General features: G+C 73.3%; 10 protein-coding genes and 1 tRNA gene. 6 read left to right on the top strand and 5 right to left on the bottom strand.

Annotated elements, in window-relative coordinates:
* Positions 1-25: 25 nt before the first annotated feature.
* The 4 genes from WMF42_RS41240 to WMF42_RS41255 are packed head-to-tail and all read right to left on the bottom strand — an operon-like array spanning position 26 to position 15,295.
* Positions 26-2,449, bottom strand: a complete 2,424-nt coding sequence (locus WMF42_RS41240; RefSeq protein WP_437688565.1) for a penicillin acylase family protein — start codon at positions 2,447-2,449, stop codon at positions 26-28.
* Complete coding sequence (locus WMF42_RS41245) at positions 2,446-4,266, bottom strand: cyclic peptide export ABC transporter (RefSeq protein ID WP_437688566.1); 1,821 nt, start codon at positions 4,264-4,266, stop codon at positions 2,446-2,448. The genes WMF42_RS41240 and WMF42_RS41245 overlap by 4 nt, the downstream gene beginning before the upstream one ends.
* Entirely contained in the window at positions 4,263-9,044 is a 4,782-nt protein-coding gene (locus tag WMF42_RS41250) for a type I polyketide synthase (RefSeq protein ID WP_437688568.1), read from the bottom strand. Before WMF42_RS41250 ends, WMF42_RS41245 begins: the two co-directional genes overlap by 4 nt.
* Entirely contained in the window at positions 9,041-15,295 is a 6,255-nt protein-coding gene (locus WMF42_RS41255) for an amino acid adenylation domain-containing protein (protein ID WP_437688570.1), read from the bottom strand. The genes WMF42_RS41250 and WMF42_RS41255 overlap by 4 nt, the downstream gene beginning before the upstream one ends.
* A 365-nt stretch (positions 15,296-15,660) precedes the next feature.
* On the opposite strand from WMF42_RS41255, the gene mxcH reads away from it, so the two are divergent.
* From mxcH to WMF42_RS41285, 6 genes are all read left to right on the top strand, one after another.
* A complete protein-coding gene (gene mxcH / locus WMF42_RS41260) occupies positions 15,661-18,291 on the top strand; it encodes a TonB-dependent siderophore myxochelin receptor MxcH (RefSeq protein WP_437688572.1) in 2,631 nt (876 codons plus the stop codon).
* 55 nt (positions 18,292-18,346) lie between these two features.
* Positions 18,347-19,618, top strand: a complete 1,272-nt coding sequence (locus WMF42_RS41265; protein ID WP_437688573.1) for a hypothetical protein — start codon at positions 18,347-18,349, stop codon at positions 19,616-19,618.
* 47 nt (positions 19,619-19,665) lie between these two features.
* Positions 19,666-21,297: a PepSY-associated TM helix domain-containing protein gene (locus WMF42_RS41270; protein WP_437688575.1), complete on the top strand. Its 1,632-nt coding sequence runs from the start codon at positions 19,666-19,668 to the stop codon at positions 21,295-21,297.
* Complete coding sequence (locus WMF42_RS41275) at positions 21,290-21,637, top strand: hypothetical protein (RefSeq protein WP_061610546.1); 348 nt, start codon at positions 21,290-21,292, stop codon at positions 21,635-21,637. The genes WMF42_RS41270 and WMF42_RS41275 overlap by 8 nt, the downstream gene beginning before the upstream one ends.
* Complete coding sequence (locus WMF42_RS41280; RefSeq protein ID WP_437688577.1) at positions 21,630-21,908, top strand: hypothetical protein; 279 nt, start codon at positions 21,630-21,632, stop codon at positions 21,906-21,908. The genes WMF42_RS41275 and WMF42_RS41280 overlap by 8 nt, the downstream gene beginning before the upstream one ends.
* A gap of 303 nt (positions 21,909-22,211) precedes the next feature.
* Positions 22,212-22,298: transfer RNA gene (locus WMF42_RS41285), tRNA-Ser, on the top strand.
* Between the two features lie 181 nt (positions 22,299-22,479).
* On the opposite strand, the gene WMF42_RS41290 is transcribed toward WMF42_RS41285, so the two are convergent.
* The gene (locus WMF42_RS41290) at positions 22,480-23,862 is read right to left on the bottom strand and encodes a DUF4388 domain-containing protein (protein ID WP_434044125.1); all 1,383 of its coding nucleotides are present in this window, start codon (positions 23,860-23,862) and stop codon (positions 22,480-22,482) included.
* Between the last annotated feature and the right edge of the window lies 1 nt (position 23,863).

Below are 23,863 nucleotides of genomic sequence, written 5' to 3' on the forward strand. Positions count from 1 at the left end.
TCCGTTCGAGATGTGGTGATCGATGTCATCGGCGCTCGGGAACGAGCGTGTCGGGAACGAGCGTGTCGGGAACGAGCGTGTCGGGAACGAGCGTGAGCGTGTGCGCGGCAGGCCCCGAGAGGAGCGGCAGCGGGCGCCCGTCGACCCAGGCGCGCTGCTGATCGCGGTAGTGGGGCGACGTCGGATCGCCCGACTGCCCGCCCGGCATGTGCAGGATCCCGTCCGCCTCGCGCCCCGGCGAGACGACGAGCCGCTCGCTCGCGCCGAAGGTGCGGCTCGCCAGGCGCACGCAGGTGACGCACCCCGGGAGCGGCTCGTCAGGCATGTTGAGGCGCGCGGCGAGCTCCGGGCTCGCGCCGAGCGGGTGCGCGATCCGCACCCGGCTCACCGCGCCCCACTCGAGCTGGTCGAGGGGCCGCGCGCCGTGCTGCTGCCTGAGCGACGCCATGGCCCTCTCCAGCGCCGCGAGGACGAAGGCGTCCCAGCCGCCCTCGCGCGCCGGCACGAGATCGGGCGACCGCTCGCCGAGCGCGCGCTGCAGGGGCGTGTCGATGTCGGGCAGATCGAGCTCCAGGGTCGGCTCCGCGGCGCGGCTCGGGGCGAGCCACGCGGCGAACACCTCGTCGGCCAGGGCGCGCCGGAACCGCACGAGCAGCGGCAGCCCGACGCTCGACACGTCCGCCTGGCCGTCCCACGCCGCCAGCGCGCGCCGCGCCTCGGCGAGCGCCGGCCGGCCCGACGTGGCCTCGTCGCCGAGCGCGCGCAGCGCGAGCTCGCGGTAGAACCCGAAGAACTCGGCCCGCGTATCGAGCTGCACCGAAAGGAGGTCCGCCTCGGCGACAGGGCGCGCCTCGCGCAGGCGCTCGGTGATGCGGTAGGCGCGGTAGCCGTTCGCGTAGTCGCGGCCGAGCGCCGGGGCGCCCTCGGGCAGCGGCATGCGGTGGTTGGCGTTGACGATGAACCCCGACGGCGGATCCACGACGCGCGGCAGCGCGGCGGGGGGCAGGTACCCGTCCCAGCCCGCGCGCCCGTCCGCCCACGAGACGGCGACCGAGCCGTCGAGCCCGCGGCGCCGCGGCACGCGCCCGGTGACCGTCCACGCGACGCGGCCGCGCCGGTCGCCGAGCAGCACGTTGCACCCGGGCCCGCCGGCGGCGTTCATCACGTCGGCGGCCTCGTCGACGCTCCGGGCCCGATCCATCTCGAGGAGCCCGAGGTCGACCGCCTCGGGATCGAGCGCTGCCCAGCGGATCGCGACAGGCGCTCCGAGGAGCGGCCGCGGCGCGACGGGCCCCCAGAGGGTCCTGCGGACCGTGACGGCGGCGTCGGGCTCGCCGCGGACCTTGATCGTCTGCTGCGCGACCTCGAACCGCGCCCAGCCCGAGGGCGTCCGGTACATGTCGGCGCGCTCGGGGTGGGCCTCGATCTGGACGAGGTCCATCGCGTCGCCCATGAGGTTGGTCATCCCCCACGCGACGTGGCCGTTCGTCCCCGCGATGACGACGGGCACGCCGGGCAGCACGACGCCCGCGAGCTCGCTGTCGCCGTACCGGAGCTCGGCGCGGTACCAGATGTTGGGCACGCCGAGCTCGAGGTGCATGTCGTTCGCGACGATGGCGCGGCCGTCTCGCGTCCTCGCGCCGGCCACCGCCCAGCCGTTCGAGCCGACCGGCGCCTCGCCGGCGCCCTCGCCGAGCACGCCGGCGCTCGGCGCGCGCTCCTTCCGGTGCTGCGCCACCAGCGCCCGCAGCCCCTCGACCGGCAGCGGCGGGGGCGCGGGCGCCTGCGCGCCGAGCAGCGCCCTCGTGTAGGGGTCGGCGTCGTCGAGCAGGAAGGACGTCACGCCCTTCGGGAGGCTGCGCGCCAGGACCGTGTGCATCCGCTCCGCGTCCTCGGTGGCGCTGAGGGCCCTGAACATCTCCAGCACGACGAGGACGCTGTCCTCGGGGCGCCACGGCTCGGGCCGATAGCCGAGCTGGCCGAACTCGACGGGCAGCGCCGCCGCGCTGCGGAGGTAGGCGTTGACGCCCTCGGCGTAGGCGTCGAGCGCGGCGCGCTGGCTCGCGGGCAGGCGCGCCAGGATCGCCGCTGCGGCCTCCGGGACGCCGTAGAGCCGCTGCCGGGTGTCGGCCTCCAGCAGATCGCGCCCGAGGACCTCGGCGAGCCGTCCTCCGCTGCTCCGCCGGAGCAGGTCGAGCTGGAACAGCCGGTCGCGCGCCGTGACGAAGCCGAGGGCCCGGAGGGCGTCGTCCCTCGAGGCAGCGCGGATCGCGGGGATCCCCAGGTGATCGGAGGCGACGGTCACCGCGCCGTCGAGGCCGGACACTGTCACCGCGCTGCCGGCGCGCTGCGCCGGGGCGCGGGTGGCGCTCTTCGGGGCCTCCGCGCAGCCGGCGGCCGCCAGCGAGATCAGCGCCGAGAGCAGGAAGGAGCGGTTGTCTCGCCTCATGTCTCTTGCTCCGTCGCCGCCACGGCCTCGCGGCCGCGGGCGCCGGTCTCCTGCGCGGCCCGCTGTTCGATCTGGAGGCGGCGAGCGTGCGCGGATCGGGCCCGGCCGCCCTCGTCGGCGCGGGCGCTCGCGGCGCGCTCTTCCCGCGCCGCGCGCGGCGCCTCGTCGCCCTCGTCGGCGGCCGCGGGCAGCTCGGTCAGGCGGCCGAAATCGAGCCGCAGGCAGCGGTCGGCGAGCGCGAAGTACTGGTCGTCGTGCGTGATGACGAGGGCGGTCTTGCCCCGCGCCCGCAGCTCGGGGAGGAGCTCCGTGTAGAAGACCTTCCGGAAGTGCGGGTCCTGGTCGGACGCCCACTCGTCGAAGACGTAGAATGGCCGGTCCTCGAGGTAGGCGGTGAGCAGGGCGAGGCGCTTGCGCTGCCCCTGCGACAGCCCTGTCACGCGCAGGGCGCCGTCCTCGACGCGCACCCGGTGATCGAGCTGCAGCCGCTCAAGGTAGCGGCGGGCGCGCTCGTCGAGGTCGGGGCCGCTCAGGCCGAGCAGGCGCTCGAAGAGGTGGTATTCCGCGAAGACGACCGAGAAGAGCTGCCGGTACCGCTCGCGGTTCCGGTCGTCGATGGGCACGCCGTCGAGCCGTATCTCGCCGGACTCCGGCGCGTAGAGCCCGAGGAGCAGGAGGGACAGCGTCGTCTTGCCGCTGCCGTTGCCGCCCACGAGGTACACGATCTCGCCGGGCTGGAAGGTCAGATCGATGGGCCCGAGCTGGAAGCTCCCGTCCTCCTTCTCCCGGTAATAACGGTGCGTGACGCCGGTCAGCTCGAGCCGCTCGAACGCCGCGGGCGGGCCCTCCGCGCCGCCCTGGCGCGGCGGCTCTCTCGCCTCGATCTCCGGCTCCGGCGCCAGCGCGAGGCCGAGATTGCTCACCTTCGAGAGCGCGACGCTGGCCCGCCCGACCGCCGGCAGGAACTCGACCGTCTGCGCGAACGGCGTCAGCAGGAACAGCATGGCCAGCACCACGCCGGACATCGCCGGCTGCGTCAGCCCTGCCCAGGTCGGCAGGGCGAACAGGGTGAGCCCGAGGACGGCGTAGAAGAGCAGCGTGCCCCAGCCGATCGCGACGGCGAACTCGGTCGTGCCCGCGACGTAGTCCCGCTGGTACGACGTGAGGCTCTCGCCGAGGGCGCCTTGCAGGAACGCCCGCCCGCGCCCGCCGTGCATCTTGAGCTCCTTGATCCCGCTCGTCAGCCCGCGGAAGTGCTGGAACAGGGCGTCGCTCGTCTCGCGGGCGCGGGCGAAGGCGCGGACAGCGCGCCCGTCGTGCGCCCGGAAGAGCACGGCGCCGAGCCCCATGGCGCCGAGCACGATCGCCAGCGCCGACCACGAGATCAGCCCGATGTAGGCCAGGCAGCCGAGGACGGTGGCCACGTTGACGCAGAGCAGGGGCAGGAAGACGTACGCCTGCGTGATGACGGCCGGATCGTCGTTGAGCGCGGCCATCAGCCGGTGGGGGCCGAGCTGCTCGATGCGGCGCAGCGGCGCGTCGAGGATGCGCCGGCCGAGCTGCATGCGCAGCTCCGCGATCATGGCCTGTCCCAGCCGGGTCAGGAGCACCTGGGAGACGGCCTTGCTCGCCACGCCGAGGACGGCGAGCCCCGCGAACGCCCACGCGAGCTGCGCGGCGGGGCGGCCTTGCGCGGAGAGCGCCTCCTGGACGAGCGCGATGATGCCGGCGCCCGCGAGCCCGCTGATCACGCCGGCGGCGATGGCGAGGAGGAGGGGCCGCAAGGCGCGGCGCACGAGGAAGCCGAGCACGCTCATCGCCCGCTCTCCTTCGATCCCTTCGAGGGGACCGGCTGGCCGTCCGGCTGGCCGTCCGGCCGCGCCGGCGCCTGCGCGCTCCCGGCGCCGGGGAGCCGCCGCGAGGTGCGGGGCAGCGCGACGAGGGCCGGCTCGGCGCTCGTGGGCGCTTGCCCTCGCGCCTGCTGAACGCGCTCCGCGAGCGCGGCCACGGTCGGCCGCTCGAAGAACTCGCGGAGCGGCACCTCCACCTGGAACGTCTCGCGGACGCGGTTGAGGATCTGCAGGGCGAGGAGCGACTCGCCGCCGAGCGCGAAGAAGTCTTTCCCGGGGTCGATGGGGTCGACGCCGAACGCCCGCGCCCAGATCGCTGTCACCTGCGCCGTCACGGCCTCGGGCGACAGGCGCTCGGCCGCTGCCTCGGCGCGCTGCGCCGGCGCGCCGCTGCCCGTGGCCACGGCGGCGCCGCCGGCGCCGAGCCGCCGCGCCAGGGCGGCGCCCTCGTCGTCCCTGGGCAGGCCGTGGAGCGGGCGGACCGAGACGATCACCTGCGGCCGCGCCGCCTGGCTCAGGACGCGGTGGAAGACCTGCTGGCCTTGTTCCGGGCTCATCCCGTCGAGGATCACGTCGTCGATCCCGAGGGCCAGGAGGCGCGCCTCGGCGCGGGCCGCCATGCCGACGTTGCGCCAGCGATCGAGGTTGATGGAGACCGTGTACGGGCCTGCCCTGCGCGCGCATGCCTGCGCGTACGCGTCGAGGAACGCGTTGGCGGCCGCGTAGCCTGCGCGCGCGAGGCCGCCGCTCAGCGCGGTGATCGAGGAGCAGAGCAGGACGAAGTCCGGCTGGAGGGAGCGGGCGATCTCCTCGATCGACAGCGCCCCGAGCGCCTTGGGGCCGAGCTCTGCGTCCAGCGCGTCCGCCGTGAGGCGGTCGATGAGCCCGCCGCCGGTGACCCCGGCCGCGTGGATCACGCCGTGCACGGCGCCGAACCGGTCGAGCGCTTCGCGCGCGGCGGCGCGCATCTGCGAGGCGTCGGCGGCGTCGGCGCGCAGCGCGAGGACCTCGGCGCCGGCCTTCTCGAGCGCGAGGAGCCGCGCGCGTTGCTCGTCGGTCGGAGCGGAGCGACCCGTGAGGATGAGCCGCGCGCGCACGGTGCGGGCGAGGTAGTCCGCGAGCCAGAGGCCGATGCCTCCCAGCCCGCCGGTGATGAGGTAGACGCCGCCTTCTCGCAGCAAGGGGGGCGCCCCTTGCGCGGGCCTCAGCGGGAGCGGCTCGACGGTGGGCACCCAGCGGTGGTGGCCGCGGTAGGCGACCACTGTGTCGCCGGCGTCGGAGCGCGCCTCCGCGAGGATCCGCTCGACGAGGCGATCGGCCTCGGCGGCGTCCGGCTCGGCGGTCTCGAGATCGAGCGCGCGGCAGCGCACGTGCGGGTACTCCAGCGGGATGCTCCTGCAGATGCCGAGCAGCGGGGCGTGCTCGGGGCGCAGGGTTTCCCGGCCGGTCAGGTCGTGCAGGCCGCTGGCGAGCGCGACGAGGTGGGTGTCTCCGGGCTGCTGGCTCAGCGCCCGTGCCAGCCAGAGCAGGCTGGCCGAGCCCCGGCGCTGTGCAGCGCGGAACGCGTCCTGGCCGAGCTGCGTCTCCGGGGCGGCGTCGTGGCGGGCGCGCGGGTCGCCGAGGCTGAAGGCGTGCACGATGCGCGTGGGCCTGCCCGCTGTCGGGTCGAGCTCGCGGAGCAGCGCGGCGTGGTCCTCTGGCTGGTCCGGGCGGAGCGTGAACGCGCGTTCCGCGAGGCGCTCGAAGCGCTCGCCGCTCCGGACGCGGGTGACCCGCCGGCCGGCGCGCTCGAGCCGCTCCACGAGCCGGAGGCCGATCGCCTCGTCGTCCGCGAGGACGAGCCAGTGCGCCTCGTCGGCTCCAGCCGCGAGCGCCGGCGGCTCCAGGGGGGCGCGCTTCCACGAGGGGACGTAGAAAATTCCATCCAGATCGGAAGACCCGACCGAGGTTGAGGTGGAAGACCCGACCGAGGTTGAGGTCGCCCCGACCGAGGTTGAGGTCGCTCTGACCGAGGTTGAGGTCGCCCCGACCGAGGTTGAGGTCGCCCCGACCGAGGTTGAGGTCGCCCCCCTCGCGCCGGGGCGCTCCAGCCAGCATCGCTTTCGCTCGAACGGGGTCGCCGGCAGCGCGACGCGCCGCCGGTGTTTCCCCGCCTGCAGGCCTGCCCAGTCCACCGCAGCGCCGGCCACCCAGACCTGCCCGACCGCGTCGAGCAGCGCTGCGCCCGCTGCGCCCGACGCCGCTGTCTCCCCGCCCGCCGGCATGGAAGCGACCGCCACCGACCCCGCGGCGCCCTGCCGGCTCAGCGCCGTGAGCGTCTGCCCCGGCCCGACCTCCAGCAAGATCCGCTCCCCCTGCTCCCGCAGCGCCTTCACGCCCTCCGCGAAGCGGACCGTGCCGCGGAGGTGCCGGACCCAGTAGTCGGGGTCCTGCGCCTCGGCTGCGGTGATCCAGGTCCCGGTGACGTTCGAGACCCACGGGATCCGCGGTGCGCGCAGCGCCACCCTGCCCACCGCCTCACGGAACCCGGCGACGGCGCCGTCCATCAGGCGCGAGTGGAACGCGCGCGCCGTGCGCAGCCGGCGCGCCTCGATCCCGCGGCCGGCGAGCTCCTGCTCGATCCGCTCGATCGCCGCCGCGCCGCCGGACAGCACGCACCGCCGCGGCCCGTTCACGGCGGCCAGGGCGACCTCCTCGCCGAGCCACCCCGCGATCTCCGCCTCGGAAGCGGACACCGCGAGCATCGCGCCGTCCGGCGTCGCCTCCATCAGCCGCCCGCGCGCCGCCACGAGCGACAGGGCGTCGTCGAGCGACAGGCACCCCGCGAGGCACGCGGCCACGTATTCGCCCACGCTGTGCCCGAGCATCGCGTCGGGCGTCACGCCCCAGGCCATCCACAGCCGGGCGAGCGCGTACTCCACGACGAAGAGGGCCGGCTGCGTCATCGACGTCCGATCGAGGCGCTTCGCGGCTTCCTCGGCGTCCGCGGGCGCGGGGAACAGCAGCGCCCGGATGTCCGTGCCCAGGTGGCGCTCGAGCCGCTGCGCGCAGCCGTCGACCTCGGCCCGGAACACGGGCTCGCTCTCGTACAGATCGCGGCCCATGCCGGGGCGCTGGGCGCCCTGCCCGGGGAACAGGAACGCGACCGGCCGCGGCCCGGCCACGGGCCCGCCGGTGCGCGCTGCGCCGCCGCGATCGCGGAGCGCGCGCGCGGCCTCCTCCCGCGAGCGGCACACAACGGCGCGGCGGTGGCCGAACGCCCGGCGGCCGAGCTGCAGCGTGCGCGCCACGTCGCCGAGCTCGAGGTCTGCCCGGGCCTCCAGGTGCTCCGCGAGCGCGTCGGTCAGGCGCTCGAGCGACGCGCTCGACCGGGCCGACAGCACGAGCAGCTCGCACGGGCGGGGCGGGTCCACGTCCGGCGGCGGCGGCGCCTCCTCGAGCACGACGTGCGCGTTGGTGCCGCCCAGGCCGAAGGAGCTCACGCCCGCGCGGCGCGGCGTGCCGGCGGGCGACCACGCCGTGAGCTCGGCGGCCACGTGGAACGGGCTGTTCTCGAGGTCGAGCGCTGGGTTCGGCGCGCGGAAGTGCAGGCTGGGCGGGATGCGCCCGTGGCCCACGGCGAGCGCCGCCTTGATCAGGCCGGTGACGCCCGCGGCCGCGTCCAGGTGCCCGACGTTGGTCTTCGCCGATCCGATCGCGCAGAAGCCCTTCCTGTCGGTCGAGGCGCGGAACGCCTGGGTCAGCGCGGCGACCTCGATCGGATCGCCGAGCGGCGTGCCGGTGCCGTGCGCCTCCACGTACGTGATGGAGTCCGCGTCCACGCCCGCGGCCGCGTGGGCGGCGCGGATCACGCGCGCCTGCCCCTCGACGCGCGGCGCTGTGTAGCCGATCTTGACCCGGCCGTCGTTGTTGACGGCGGACCCCTTGATGACGGCGACGATCGCGTCCCGATCGGCGATGGCGTCGTCGAGCCGCTTGAGGAGGACCACCCCGACGCCGCTGCCCCCGACGGTGCCGCGGGCGCCGGCGTCGAAGGCGCGGCAGTGGCCGTCGGGCGACGCGATCGCGCCTTCCTGGTAGAGGTACCCGCTCTTCTGCGGGACGCTGACGGAGACGCCGCCCGCCAGCGCCATGTCGCACTCGCCGGTGAGCAGCGCCTGGCAGGCCAGGTGCACGGCGACGAGCGACGTGGAGCACGCCGTCTGCACGGCGATGCTCGGCCCCTCCAGGTTCAGCTTGTACGACACGCGGGTCGCGAGGAAGTCCTTGTCGAGCGCGAGGAGCGCCGCGACGTCGGCCGCCGATTGCAGGCGCGGCCCGTCGGGGAAGAGGTGGGCCAGGTACCCGCTCAGGCTCGATCCGGCGTAGACGCCGACCGGGCCGCCCGCGCGCTCCGGGTCGATCCCGGCGTTCTCGAACGCCTCCCACGCGCACTCCAGGAACAGCCGGTGCTGCGGATCCAGCGCCGCGGCCTCGCGCGGCGTGAACCCGAACAGCTCCGCGTCGAACATGTCGATGTCGTCGAGCACCGCCCGCGCCCGCACGTACTCGGGCCGCGCGATCAGCGCGGGATCCACGCCCGCGCCGAGGAGCTCCTCCTCGGTGAGGATCGAGACGGACTCGACGCCCGCGCAGAGGTTTCGCCAGAACGCCGCCACGTCCCGCGCGCCCGGGAAGCGCCCGGCCATGCCGATGATCGCGATGTCCAGGCCCGGGCGGGGCTCGCCGCTGCTCGCCGTGGTCATTTCTTTGTCTCCAGTCCGCCGCGCCGCCGCGCGAAGATCTCCCCGCGCCGCTGCTGCGCGGCTCTCGTCCGCTCGCCGTCCCGCTCGCCGGCCTGAGGCGCCGGCGAGGCGCTCGGGTCCTGGCTCAAGGCCTCTGCGAGCGAGGCGATGGTGGGGTGCTGGAACAGGACCAGCATCGGGAGCTCACCGCGCGCCATCCCGCGCAGGCGGCCATGGATCCTGGGCAGCAAGAGCGAATGTCCGCCCAGATCGAAGAAGTTGTCATGAACGCCGACCTGCGGGACCGACAGGACGTCTTGCCAGACCTCCGCGATGGCGCGCTCGAGGTCGGTTCGCGGCGCCACGAGCGCGCGGCCCGCGGCGCTTCGCGTGCTCCTGGGCGCGGGGAGCGCCTTGCGATCCACCTTGCCGTTGGGCGAGAGCGGCAGCTCCTCGAGCAGCACGAAGGCCGCCGGGATCATGTGCTCCGCGAGCTTCGTCGCCGCGAATCCGCGGATGTCGCTCACGAGCCGACCGGGGCTCGCCCACGTCCGCTCGGCGTCGCGCAGAGCGCCCTTCCTGGCCGTGGCGGGCTCGTGTTCGGAGGGGCGCCGCGCATAGACGTCGTACAGGCCTGTGTGGGCCAGCATCCGGCTCTGCTCCACGGCCACCTCGTAGCCATGCGCGCGCAGCAGCGCCGTGATCTGCTGCAGCCTGCCGTCGATGTCGTGGACCTCGAGGACGATCTGCTCGATCTTGCGCCAGTCGTCGGGGTCGACGCCGCCGATGATGTCGAGCTCGCTCTTCTCCGCGTCGATCTTCAGCAGATCGATGCGCTCGACGCCGTGCTCGCGGATCACGTCGGACAGCCGCCGCAGAGGGCAGACGAAGCGCTGCGTCGCGAGGCGCTCGGAGAGCAGCACGTCGAGCACCTCCTCCGAGAGCGTCTCCTTCCCTGAGATCGCTTGCTGGTTGAGCACGTACGTCTTGACGACCTCGCGGTCGTCCGCGGCGTCCGCGAAGCGGCCGGAGATGGCTGTGTTGTGGGGGTAGTAGGTGAACTCCGCCTGCTGCTCCACGCTCGCGAGCCCGCACGCGAAGAGCGCTGCGTCGACGCCGTGGATGCGCGCGTTGAGGCGCAGCACCTCGAAGAGCGGCGGTATCGGCTCGAACGCGTAGATCCTGGCGCCGCGGCACGCGCGGCTCACGTAGAGCGCGAACATGCCGATGTTGGCGCCGATGTCGAAGACGCAGCAGCCGTCACGCAGCGTGATCCCGTGCCTGGTATAGGCCTCGTCCTCGAAGATCTCGCCGTAGAGGAAGTCCGTCTCCCCCTTGTTCTGGTGGATGATCGCCATCCCGTTCGGCAGCTCGTGGCGGGGCCGATCCGCGAGATGGCCTTCGCGCTCGAGGCGAAGCAGCTCGCGCACGGGCCGCGCCCGCTCGGCGTCGGGGACGAGGTAGGCCACGAGGCGCTTGTCGCCGGGGGTGTCCTCTCGCAGCGCCACCAGGCTCTCGCGCGCCGCGGGGTGCGACGTCAGGACGGCCTCGATCTCGCCCGGCTCGACGCGGAAGCCGCGGAGCTTGACCTGGTGGTCGAGGCGGCCGAGGAACTCGATGGCTCCGTCCGGCCGATAGCGGGCCAGATCGCCTGTCCGGTACAGCCGCCCGCCGGGCGTCGGGCCGAACGGATCGGGCACGAAGCGCTCGGCCGTCAGATCCGGCCGGCGGTTGTATCCGCGCGCGAGCCCGACGCCGCCGATGTGGAGCTCTCCCGCGACGCCCGCCGGCACCGGCTGGCCGTGGCGGTCGAGCAGGTAGATCTGCGTGTTGGCGATCGGGGTCCCGATGGGCACCGAGCCCGACGTGTCCTGTCGCTGGCAGGCCCAGGAGGTCACGTCGATGGACGCCTCGGTGGGCCCGTAGAGGTTGTGGAGCTCGGCGCGCTCGAGCCGCTCGAAGCACCGCCGCGCGAGCTCCGCCGGCAGCGCCTCGCCGCTGCAGATGACCCGGCGCAGCGATCGACACGACGACGCGCCCGGCGTCTCCAGGAAGGCCTGGAGCATGGGCGGGACGAAGTGGAGCGTGGTGACGCCGTGGCGCGTGATCAGCTCGACGAGCCGCTCGCCGTCGCGGTGGTCGCCGGGCCGCGCGACGACGAGGCAGGCGCCGGTCATGAGCGGCCAGAAGAACTCCCAGACCGAGACATCGAAGCTGAAGGGCGTCTTCTGGAGCACCCGGTCATCCGGGGTGAGCCCGTAGCGCTCCTGCATCCATTGCAGGCGGTTGAGCAGGCCACGGTGGCTGTTGCCGGCGCCCTTGGGACGCCCTGTCGAGCCCGACGTGTAGATGGTGTAAGCGAGGTTGTCGGGCGAGACCGCCACAGCGGGGTTGGTCGTCGGCTCGCTGTCGATCTCGGCGCGCTCGCTGTCGAGGCAAAGCACCTCTGCGCCGTGCGCGGGCAGGCGCGAGGCCACCGGCCGCTGGCTGAGCAGGACGGGCGCAGCCGCGTCGTCGAGCATGAAGGCGATGCGGTCCGCCGGGTACTCCGGGTCGATCGGCACGTAGGCTCCGCCGGCCTTGAGGACGCCGAGCAGCCCGACGACCAGCTCGACGGAGCGCTCGGCGGCGATGGCCACGAGCACGTCCGGCCCCACGCCGCGCTTCCTGAGCGCGTGCGCCACCTGGTTGGCGCGCTCGTTCAGCGCTCGATAGCTCAGCCGCTCCTCATCGAAGATCACCGCCACGGCGTCCGGCGTCCGCTCGGCCTGCGCCTCGAAGCGCTCGTGGACGCGCCGCTCCTCCGGATACGCGCGCCCCGTTGCGTTCCAGCCGACGAGGACCTGCCGCCGCTCGGCCGCATCCATCACCGGCAGCTCGGCCAGCCGGCTCTCGGGACGGGTGACGAAGCCCTCGAGGATGGCGAGGAGGTGCCGTGTCATCCGCGCGACCGTCGCGGCGTCGAGGAGATCGGTGTTGTATTCCCAGGCGCCCCGCGCTCCCTGGCCGTCCAGGGCGAGGTTGAGCACCAGATCGAACTGCGCTGTCCCTGTGTCCACCCGCTGCGCGTCGATCGACAGACCGGGGATCTCCGGCGCCGGCTCGGGCGTCGGATCCATGGCCAGCATCACGTTGAACAGCGGCGTGCGGCTGAGGCTCCGCTCGATGGACAGCGCCTGCAGCACCTGCTCGAACGGCGCCTCCTGGTGCGCTTGCCCCTCCGTGACCGCCGCGCGGACGCGGGCGAGGAGCTCCGCGACGCTCGGATTCCCCGCGAGGTCGACGCGCAGCGCCAGCGTGTTAAGGAAGCACCCGACGACGCCCTGGAGGGCCGCCCGCGACCGCGTGGCGACAGGCGTGCCGACGCAGACATCGCTCTGGCCCGTGTACCGGTGCAGCAGCGCAAACAGCCCCGCCGCCACGGTCGTGAACAGGGTCGTGCCCGCCCGCCGTCCGAGGGCGCCGAGCCGTGCCACGAGCTCCGGCGGCAGCGCGAGCCCCTCGCGCGCGCCCGCGTAGGTCTGGACCGAGGGCCGCGGCCTGTCGGTGGGCAGATCGAGGGGCGGCACCGGCCCCTTCAGCCGCTCGCGCCAGTAGGCGAGCTCCCGCTCGCGCGTCGCCGTTTGTTCGTTGCGGCGCTGCCACAGCGCATGATCCGCTGGCTGGAGCGAGAGCGGCGCGAGCGCCGGCGAGCGCCCCGCCGCGAGCGCGCCGTACAGCGCCGACAGCTCGCGCTGGAGCACGTTCATCGACCAGCCGTCCACGATCAGGTGATGGCAGGTGAGCGCCAGCGCGTGCTCCCGCTCGCTCACGCGGACGAGCGTCCAGCGCACGGGCGGCGCCTCGGCGAGGTCGAACGCGCGCCGCGCCTCCTCGCGGAGGAGCGCTTGCAGCGCTGGCTCCCTGTCCTCCTCGGCGAGGGCGCTCAGGTCCTTGATCGGCAGCGCGACAGGGCCGGGCTGCGCGATCTTCTGGGCGGGCTGCCCCGCGACGGTCGGAAAGCTCGTGCGCAGCGCCTCGTGGCGGGCCACGAGCGCCGTCACCGCCTGCTCCAGGGCGCTCGTATCGAGCGCTCCGTGGAGCCGCAGGGCCGCCGCGATGTGATAGACGGGCGCCCCGGCGACGAGCTGTTCGAGGAACCAGAGGCGCTCTTGCACGGGGGACAGCGGCGGTCGATCCGGCCGCGTCATCGGCGTCATCGACGCGGCCCCGCCCGCCGCCCCGCCCGCGGGCGCGCCGGCCTGCCTCGCCTCGATCCAGGCCGCGAGCGCCGCGACCGTCGTCGACTCGAAGAGCTGCGCCGGCCCCACGTCGACGCCGAGGGCTTCGCTCACCCGTCCGCTCACCTGCATCGCCCGCAGCGAGTCGCCTCCCAGGCTCAGGAACTCCTCGTCCCGGCCGACCCGCGCGCGCCCCAGCACCTCGGCCCAGATGCCTGCCAGCGTGCTCTCCAGCGCTGACCGCGGCGGCTCCGCGATCTCGGCCCCGGCGCCCGCGCGCGCGCCCATCGTCGACTGCCACACAGCGCCCAGCGACCCGTCCAGGAACCGGCCGCGGCACGCCCTCCGCTGCACCTTGCCGCTCGTTGTCCGCGGCAGGCTGCCCGGCTTGATGAGCACGACCGCGTGGACCGCGACCTCGTGCCGGTCGGCGACGGCGCGCTCGATCGCCGCGCCGAGCTCCGCCGGATCCGTCGACGCCGGCGCGCGCCGGCCGAGCTCCTGGACGACGACGACGCGCTCCTCGCCGTCGACGTCCACCGAGAACGCCGCGCCGCCGCCGGCGCGGAGGCCCGGGTGGCTCTCCTCCGCGGTGAGCTCGATGTCCTGCGGGTAGATGTTGCGCCCGCGGACGATGATCAGGTCCTTGAGCCGGCCCGTCACATACAGCTCGCCGCGCGAGAAGAACCCGAGATCGCCGGTCCGCAGGAACGGCCCCTCTCCCGTCGACAGCCGCGCATCGAACGTCGCTGCCGTGTCCTCCGGCCGCTCCCAGTAGCCCTGGGCCACGCTCGCGCCGGCCACCCAGATCTCCCCGACGCGCTCGTCCTCGCAGGCCCGGAACGTCTCGGGATCGACGATCCGCACCTCGTCGCCGGCCGGCGATCCCCCGCAGCCCACGAGGGGGACGCCGGCCTCCGGATCGCGCGGATCGAACGCGGCGCGCCCCTCTGCCAGCGCGGCGCGGTCGGCGGCGCGCACGATCGGCGGCGCGCCGGCCGCTCCGCCGGTCACGAGCAGCGTCGCCTCGGCCAGCCCGTAGCAGGGATAGAACGCGTCGCGCCGGAACCCCGCCGGCGCGAACGCCTCGGCGAAGCGGTCGAGCGTCGCCGCCCGGATCGGCTCGGCCCCGTTGAACGCCACCTGCCATGAGCCGAGGTCGAGCCCTCCCCGCTGCTCCGGGGGGATCTTGCGGATGCACAGCTCGTAGGCGAAGTTCGGCCCGCCGCTCGTCGTCGCCCTGTAGCGCGAGATCGCCTCCAGCCAGCGCCGCGGCTTCATGAGGAACTGGTCGGGCGAGAGCTGGACGCACGGCACGCCCACGTAGAGCGGCTGAAGGATGTTGCCGATGAGCCCCATGTCGTGGTGCGGCGGCAGCCACCCGACGATCACGCTCTCCTCGGTGTGCGCGAACGCGCGCTGGATCATGAGCTCGTTGCGCAGCAGGTTGCCGTGCGTGAGCACCACGCCCTTGGGCGTCCCGGTGGAGCCCGAGGTGTACTGGAGGAACGCCAGGGTCTCGGCCGTCACGCGCGGCGCTCGCCACGCGTCACCCTGGCCGTCCTGGACCGCGTCGACGGTCATGAAGCGCAGGTGGCTCAGCTCGGTGAGGCTCGGATCGTCGCGGAGCATCGCCACAGCGCCCAGGAGCGCCTCGGTGGTGAGCACGACGCTCGGCCGGCAGTCGCGCACGATCGCCAGCACGCGGAGCAGCCCGCTCTTGCGCTGCGGCAGCGGGACGGGCACCGCGACGAGCCCCGCGTAGAGGCAGCCGAAGAAGGCGGCGATGAAGTCGAGCCCTGGCGGCACCAGCAGGAGCGCGCGCTCACCCGCCCGCGCGCCGGCCTGGAGCTCCGCGGCGAGCGCGCGCGCCCGGAGATCCAGCTCGCCGTAGGTCATCGAGCGCGCGTCCGACTCGCCGTCGAGCAGGAAGGTGTAGGCGTGCGCAGACGGGCGCTGCTCCGCGCGGCGCCGCAGCAGCGCGACGAGCGTCGCGGGCTCGGCCGCGCCGCGGTCGCTGATCGCGCGCGCATCTGATCGGTTCGACTCCATCGCCACCTCAGCCTCGGATCGGGAAAGCACGACGACGGGCGCGGCCCCGCTCACCGGGGCCCGCCCGAGCTCATGACGCGTTGCGTCCAAGCGCGAGGCGCCTGGCGCTCGGTGCGCCCGCCGTTTCCGCTGACATCTACTTGTTGAAAATGAAAATGATGATCAAGTTCGCCGCAGCGGTTGTATGGATCACGCCAGAGGGGCGTCAAGAAGAAAAAACTGTCCTGAACGTCAGTTCCGGGGTGTGAAGATGAAATTGATTTGGGTTTTCAGGTCGGGTACCGGAGTCTTCCGGACATGGATCCCCGCCCGCTTCTCCCGCCTCTTCACGCGCCGAGGCGCGCTCCAGGCCGAGGGTTGATGCAGTGACGCCACGTCCTCTCGCGCTCCGGGGCCTGCTTGCGGGCGCGCTGGCGCTCCTGCTGCCCGGCGTGCCCGCGACGGCGCACGCTCAGGACGGCAGCGCGCCGGGCGGCGAGCGCGCTCCGTCCGGGGCGGGGGAGGCGCGCGTCGAGCCGCCGCAGCTCGTCGAGGGCGTGGAGGCCGAGTATCCGCCGGAGGCTCGAGCGGCACGACAGGAGGGCAGGGTCGTGCTGAAGCTCCTGATCGACGCGTCGGGGCGCGTGACCGAGGCCGATGTCGCGACCCCCGCGGGCCACGGCTTCGACGAGGCGGCGCGCGCGGCGGCGCTCCGGTTCCGCTTCACGCCGGCGCGCCGGGGCGGCACGCCGGTCGCCTCGCGCATCCTCTACGGCTACGATTTCCGGCTGCCCGAGGGGCCGTCGGCGCCTGCCTCGACGGCGCGCGATCGCGAGCAGGACGGGGGCTCCGCCGCGCGCGAGTCAGCGCCGGCGGCAGAGCCCGCGCAGGTGGCAGAGCCCGCGCGCGTGTCAGCGCCCGCGCCGCAGCCCGTCCAGGCGCCCGGCCCCGCGGCGGGCGCAGCGCCGATCGCGGTGACCGTGCGCGGCGCCGAGGCCGAGCGCCTGCGGCAGTCCGCGCAGGCGATCACGGTCATCGAGACCGAGGAGGCGCAGCGGCGGACGGCCGACATGGGCGAGGTGCTCGCCCGCACCCAGGGCGTCGGCGTGCGAAAGAGCGCGGGGCTCGGGTCGTGGGCGCGGTTCTCGCTGAACGGCCTCACCGACGAACAGATTCGCTTCTTCATCGACGGCGTGCCGCTCGATCTCGCGGGGTACCCGTTCGGCGTCACGAACGTGCCGGTGAACCTGGTCGAGCGCGTCGAGATCTACCGCGGCGTGGTCCCGGTGCGCTTCGGCGCCGACGCGCTCGGCGGGGCCGTCAACCTTGTCACGGATCGGGACGTCCGCGGCACCCATGGCGCGGCGTCGTACGAGGTCGGCTCCTACGACACCCACCGGCTCACGCTCTCGGCGCGGCACCTGCACGAGCCGAGCGGCTTCTTCGCCCGCGCGAGCGGCTTCTTCGACCACGCGAAGAACGACTATCCGGTGGACGTCCATCTGGTCGACTTCAAGACAGGGCGCGAGGAGTCCGAGCTCACCCGCGTCCGCCGCTTCCACGACGCGTACCGGGCGGCGGGCGGGAGCGCCGAGCTCGGCTTCGTGAATCGGCCCTGGGCGCGGCGGCTGCTCCTGCGCGCCTTCGTCACCGACTACGACAAGGAGCATCAGCACAAGTTCGGCGTCATGAAGCTGCCCTATGGAGAGGTCACGAACGGCGAGACGGTGCCGGGCGCGACGCTCCAGTACGAGCAGGGGCTCGGCCGAGGCGTCGCCCTCGAAGCGCTCCTCGGGTACACGTACGGGCGCGCCACCTTCCTCGACGTCAGCGAGTGCGTCTACGACTGGCTCGGCCGCTGCCGCGCCAGGCGCCCCGAGCCAGGTGAGGACGAGTCGCCCCCCCGGGATCGGGTGTTCCGTGAGCACAGCGGCCTCGGCCGCCTGAACCTCCGCTACCGGCCCCACCCGGAGCACGCGCTGCAGCTCTCCGTGTCTCCGACGTTCATCGCGCGCACGGCAGAGGAGCGCAGCCCGCACAACGCTGCCGCCCGCGAGAAGCTCAGGGGCGGGCACAGCCTGTTCACCTGGGTGCACGGCGTCGAGCACCAGCTCAACCTGCTCGACGATCGCCTGGAGAACCGCTTCTTCGTGAAGGACTACGTGCAGATGCTCCGCATGAAGGGGCGCCTGCCGGGGCTCCACGGGCGCTTCGACCAGCGGGAGCGCGACACCCATCGCCTCGGCGTCGGCGACGGCCTTCGCTATCGCTTCTCCGAGTGGCTCTACGCCAAGGCGTCGTACGAGTGGGCGACGCGGCTCCCGCGGCCCGTCGAGGTGTTCGGCGACGGGGCGATGATCGTCGCCAACCTCGAGCTCGAGCCCGAGACGAGCCACAACGGAAACCTCGGCTTCACGATCGACGCGCGCGACACCGCGTCGGGCGCGTGGCGGCTCGACGCGAACGGCTTTGTCCGCGCTGTCGAGCGGCTCATCGTGCTGAACAACCGCACGGAATCGATCCAGTACATCCACGTCTCGGGGGCACGGTCGCTCGGCGTCGAGGCCGCCGCCGGCTGGACGTCGCCGGGAGAGCACCTCGCCCTCGACGGCAACATCACCTACGACGATTTTCGCAAGACGTCGGACGAAGGGAACTTCGCGCGCTCCGAGGGCGAGCGGATGCCGAACCGGCCGTGGCTCTTCGCCAACGGCTCGGCGCGCGTGCAGCTGAAGGAGGTCGCCGCGCCGCGCGACACGCTCTCGTTCACCTGGGACACGCGCTACGTGCACGAGTTCTACCTCGGCTTCGCGAACTGGGGGAAGGTCGAGTCCAAGCCCAAGGTGGCCTCGCAGCTCCTGCACTCGCTCGCGATCACCTACGTCACGCGCGACGAGCCGCGCACGGTGAGCTTCACCATCGAGGCGCACAACCTCACCGACGAGCGGGCCTCTGATTTCTACGGTATCCAGCGGCCCGGGCGGACGTTGTTCTCGAAGGCGACGCTGGAGATGTGATGACGACGATATCGATCGTGAGCCCTCTCGCTAGCACGACAGAATGGAGACACAGATGAGTGTGGTTCAGCGGAAGCAGCGATCCTCGAGCCGGGCGAGCGCGACGGCCTTCGCGTTCGTGCTCCTGACCGGCGCGCTCGGCGGCGGCTGCGCGGACGACGAGACGCCGAGCCCCGCCAACCAGAGCGGCAGCGGAAGCGGCGGCGGTGGTGACGAGGGGGGCGACGCGTTCGTCGTCGCTACGCGCGTCTGGGACGACACCGCGACCAACTCTTACTTTCACGTGCTGCCGTCGCTCGATCGAGGCACGCAGGTGGACCCGTCCCAGGCGCTCGAGATCCCCGGATCGGCGCGGCTGTTCGCGTTCGAGGGGCTGGGCTGGTTCGGCCTCGGTGAGGCCCAGGCGCCGACGATCTCGCGTTACACGCTCGAAGGCGGCGCGCTCTTCAAGGGAGACTCGATCAGCTTCCTGCCCTTCGGCGTGAAGAGCCTCTGGCCCACGAATTACGTCATCTCTCCGACGAAGGTCTATCACCCGGATCGCGCGGGCGAGCAGATCGTCGTCTGGAACCCCACGACGATGGAGGTCGAAGGGACGATCCCGCTGCCGGACACGCACCGCGAGGGCTACCTGGCGCTGTACGGATACGGGGCTGTCCTGCGCGGCAAGACGCTGCTCGTCTCGGTGGGGTGGGTCGACTGGACCACGACGGACACCATCCTCCCGGAGACCGGGCTCGTCGCGATCGACACCGAGACGGACACCGTCGCGGGGTTCGACGTCGACGACCGGTGCGGCGGGATCACGCAGCCCGTCGAGACGGCCTCTGGCGACGCCTACTTCGTGAGCTCGGGCCTCGCGGGGGCGGCGTATCACCTCGAGCGCCTGGAGACCGAGCCCTGCGCGCTGCGCATCCTGAAGGACGCGGAGTCCTTCGATCCGGACTACGCCCTGCTCCTCGGCGAGCTGACGGACGGCGCGATCGCGGGCGATCCCATCCCTGCGGGCGGGGACAGCCTCTTCCTCCGGGTGTTCGACGAGAGCCTCGCCACGATCGGCGAGGAGACCAAGATGTCTGAGGTCACGGGCCAGCCTGCGTGGCACTGGTGGCGGTGGGACACCGCGACGGGCGAGGCCGCGGCGATCCCGGAGCTGGCCCCCTCGCCCGCGAACGTCTCCTTCTTCGAGGTCGACGGCCGGGTCTTCACGATCGACGAGAAGAGCGGCTCCACGGAGAGCGCGCTGATCGAGCTCACGGCCGAGGGCGGCCCGAAGCTCGGCCTGACGACGCCGGGCTACCTGCACGGCCTGGCGAAGGTGCGGTAGCTCGCGCGGCGCGCAGCGCTCCGCGCGAGGGGACAGGGTGACTCGCGATGGCCAAGAAGCTCTCCCGCCATGCCTTCACGACCTTCTGGAACGTGCACGCCTGGGCCGGCGTGATCGGTGGGCTCCTGCTCTACGTGATGTTCCTGTCGGGGGGGATCACGCTCTTCCGGAGGCAGCTCGCGGTGTGGGAGGAGCCCCTGACCCAGCGGCGCTCCTCGATCGAGCAGACGGGGCTCCAGGCAACGCTCGATCAGGGGCTCGCCGCCGCGGGGGCGACGCCTGAGCAGGTCTGGCTCGATCTGCCCGAGGGCGGGCTGGGCGCCGCGCGGATCCAGTACCACGCGCAGGGCGAGGCGGTCTCGTCGTGGGTCCATGAAGAGATCGTGCCCGAGCGAGAGCGGCTGTCCGACTTCCTCTACGAGCTGCACTATCTCTGGCACAGGGCGACCGGCGATTGGCTGTTCTACGTCGGCGGCCTCCTGTGCGTCGCGCTGCTGCTCGCGCTGGCGACAGGCGTGCTCATTCACCTGAAGGACATCGTCCAGCAGCTTCATCAGTTCCGGCCGGACAAGAGGCGCCGTGTCCTGTGGTCGGACATGCACAAGGTGCTCGGCGTGATGGGCTTGCCGTTTCAGGTCCTGTACGCCTACACCGGCGCGTTCTTCGTGTTCCTGGGGTTGCTCGTCCAGGTGTTCACGGGTCCCGTGTTCGGTGGAGACGCCGCGCGGGCGGACCTCTCGGCCTGGGGGGCGTCGTTCGCGGACGAGCCGGAGCGCGGGGCGCCCGCGCGCGGTCTGACGCTGGACGAGCTCGTGGCGCGCGCGCGCGCAGCGGAGCCCCGGCTCGTGCCCGAGAGGTTCCGCATCCGGCACCACGGCCTCGACAGCGGGACCGTCGATATCCGCGGATCGATCGAGGGCGTCCCGTTCGCGCGCGGCGTCGTGCGCCTGCGCGCGACCGACGGCGCGGTCCTCTCGCTCGACGCGCCGGGCGCCGCGGGCGCGCGCAGCGGCGCGTTCCGGTGGATCTATGGCCTCCACTACGCCGATTTCGGCGGCATCACGCTGCGGATCCTGTTCTTCGTGCTCTCGGTGGCGACGTGCGCCACGATCCTCACCGGCAACTTGATCTGGCTCGCTCGACGGGAGGCGCGGCGAGAGAGCCTGGGCAACCGCCTCCTCGCGCGGCTCACCGTGGGCTTCGGCGCGGGGACGGTCGTCGCGATCGCGGCGCTCTTCCTGGCGAGCCGCGCGCTGCCGCTCGACTGGACCGCCCGCGGGGCGGCCGAGGAGCTCACGTTCATCGTGGTGCTCGGGCTCTGCATCGCGTGGGCGCTCGCCGCGCGTGACGGCGGGCGCCTCTGGTGGCAGCAGCTCGGGCTCGCGGGGCTCTTGCTGCTGCCGGTCCCCGCGCTCGCGGCGCGCTGGTCCGGCGCGGGGCTCTTCGGCGCGGGGCAGAAGCTCGCCGCGGTGGTGGCCGTCGACGTCGCGCTCCTGGTGACCGCCGCGGCGCTCTGCGCCTCGGCCTGGGCGCTCCGCCGGGCGGCCCTTCGACACGCGGCCCCGCCGCGGGCGGCGCAGGACGAGGCGCCGGCGCCGCTGGCGGGCGAGGCGCCGGCGCCGCTCGTGCACGGCGGGGCGGGGCTCATGGCCAGGCGCCAGACGGCGTCCCATGGTTGAGATCGCATCGGTGCTGGCGGCGTATTTCGCCTTCACCTTGCTGCACGCGGCGCGGCCCGAGCGCATCCCGTTCGGCGTCGCGTCGCGGCTGCGCGGCAGGCGCGCGTGGCGCGTCGCGGCCCGCGTCCTGGCGGTCGCCTTCTTCTCGCTGTCGGTCGCGCTGTGGAGCCTCGTCGAGGCCGGCCCCGCGGCGTTCCTCGTCGCGTCCTCGGCGCTGCTGGTCGCGGCCGCCCTCTTCGTCCTGCTCGCGCCGATCTGGCCGCGCGCCGTCTGGAGCCTCGCCGTCCTGTGCCCGCCGGCGATCGCCGCGCTCTCGCTGCTCGGGGCGCGCCATGGCTAGCCCCCGGCTCGCCCGCCTCGAGGGCCCGCTGCGCGTCCTCGCGGCGCTGGTCGGCACGCTGCCGGTCGCCGTCCTGGCGGGCGTGTGCCTGGCGCGGTTCGCCCCGCTCTCCGAGGGCGCGCGGGGCACCCTCGGCTTCGCGCTCGTGGTTCCGCTGTGGGGGGCGGCGATGTGCGTCGCGTTCCTCTCCCGCAGCGCGGCCCGCGCGTGGGGTGTCTGCGCGGCGCTCAGCGCCGTGCTGCTCGTCGTGAACTACGCCGTCCCGCGATGACCCATCGGGGGACGGCGCGGCCGCCAGGGCGGCCCCTGCGCCGCCGCGGCCGCCCCGGAGGGCGCACGGTCGAGGTTGCCTGGCTGCCTCTGGGGTCGCCGTATCCGCCTCCGGACGATTCCGTCGCCGCCGGCGCATCCCCGGACGATTCTTTTGTGCAAGGCGACAGGCTCTTTGGTATGTTGCCGCTCCCTCGACGGCCGCGGCGCGCGTCGTCGAGTCGACGCTCTTTCTATCGTCAAGCTTCGAGGTCCGCGCTGGCCCAGCCCTGGGCATGGGTCGGGCGGACCCTCCTGGAGACCAGGAGAGGTGGCCGAGTGGCTGAAGGCACACGCTTGCTAAGCGTGCGATCGGGAAACTGATCCGCGGGTTCGAATCCCGCCCTCTCCGCAAAGACCGCGCTCAGCGCGACGCCGCACTGCGCGGCGGCCTGAACGCGGCGCACAGACAATCGCGTACGCGCCTGCAAGCGGCGCGGACCCCGCGCGCATCGCAGCGACCTGGCGCGGCGCGCTGTTCCTGCCACCGCGCGCCGCTCCTGCCGCCGCGGCGCGACCCGCTGCGGCGGCGCTCAGGCCGCCCTGGTCCTCAGCACGCGCGACTGCAGGAACTGGTAGATCGTCTTGATCGCGTCGAACGAGCCGACCGCGCTCTCCTTGATCACCTCGTTCACTGTGCGCGAGCCGTTGACCGCCCCGAGCACGAGCTCCTCGATGCGCGTCAGCTTGCCCCAGCCCACGCCGTCGAGCGCGACCTGGTCGACGACAACCACCTGGTCGAAGTTGATCGTCCCCTCCATGAGCCGCCACTCGTCGACGCGCCGGAACCCCTCGAGCACCAGCGCGGACACGGCGAGGCCGAGGCGCGCCTGCTCCACCTCGGGGCGGAACGGCTCGCGCGTGAACGAGAAGCGCCCGTAAGGCCAGCGCAGCACCTCGTAGATCAGCTCGCTCGACTGGCGCTCCAGCACGGCGATGAGGTCGTCGTTCGTCGCGACGCCCGCCTCGACGAGCACCTGGCCGAGCAGGGTGTTCGGCATCTTCTCGCGGAGCAGCGCCTCGAGCCGCTCGCGCGTCACCACGCCGCGCTCGATGAAGTAGCGCCCGAGCTTGAACTCGTCCGACGAGTTGCGCGCCTGCACGAGATCGATGAGCCCCTGCCGGATCGAGATCGTGACCGACGACCGGTTCGTCGTCACCCGGAGCACGCCCGTCTGCCGCTGCATCTGCAGGAGCTGGAGGATCTCGGCGAGCGGGATCGCGGAGACGTCGCCGCTCATCACCTCCTTCGCCTCCGGCGGCGCGTCGATGTCGCGGAGCGACAGGGTCAGCTTCGAGACCACCTCGCTCGTCATCACGCGGACGACCGCCTGCATCACGGCCGCCTCGTTCGTCCGCGCCTCGGGCGAGAGGCCCATGATCGCGGGGGTCATCACCGTCGCGAGCTGCTGGGCGAGGTCGACCCCGGCGCGCTGGCGCATGTTCCGGGCGAGGAGACTCGGCCGGACGCTCTCGGCGATCGTGTCCTCGTCCGGCATCTTCGCGCCCTCGGGCACGGGCCGCGCGCGCCCCTCCGCCGCCTTCGAGAGCGCGCCCTCGATCACAGCGACCAGCGCGCGCGCGTCGAACGGCTTCGTGATCGCGTCGACGGCGCCTGTCTGCTGGACGAACTGGCCCCGGATCTTGTCGCCCTTGGCGCTCATCAAGACCACGGGGACGTTGCGGTGCGACGGGTTCGACCGGAGCTCCCGGCAGAAGGCGTAGCCGTTCATCCTCGGCATCACAAAGTCGAGGAGGACGACGTCGTACTTCGGCCCCTTCTTGATCAGCTCGATCCCGGCGAGCCCGTCGCGCGCCACGGTCGGCTCGAACCCGTTGCGCGCCAGGATCGCGCTGACGACCTTCAAGATGGTCGGGCTGTCATCGACAACGAGGACGCGCGCCGGGGAGGCCATG

The sequence above is a fragment of the Sorangium sp. So ce176 genome, from assembly GCF_051519835.1.
Classification (GTDB): Bacteria; Myxococcota_A; Polyangia; order Polyangiales; family Polyangiaceae; genus Sorangium; species Sorangium cellulosum_G.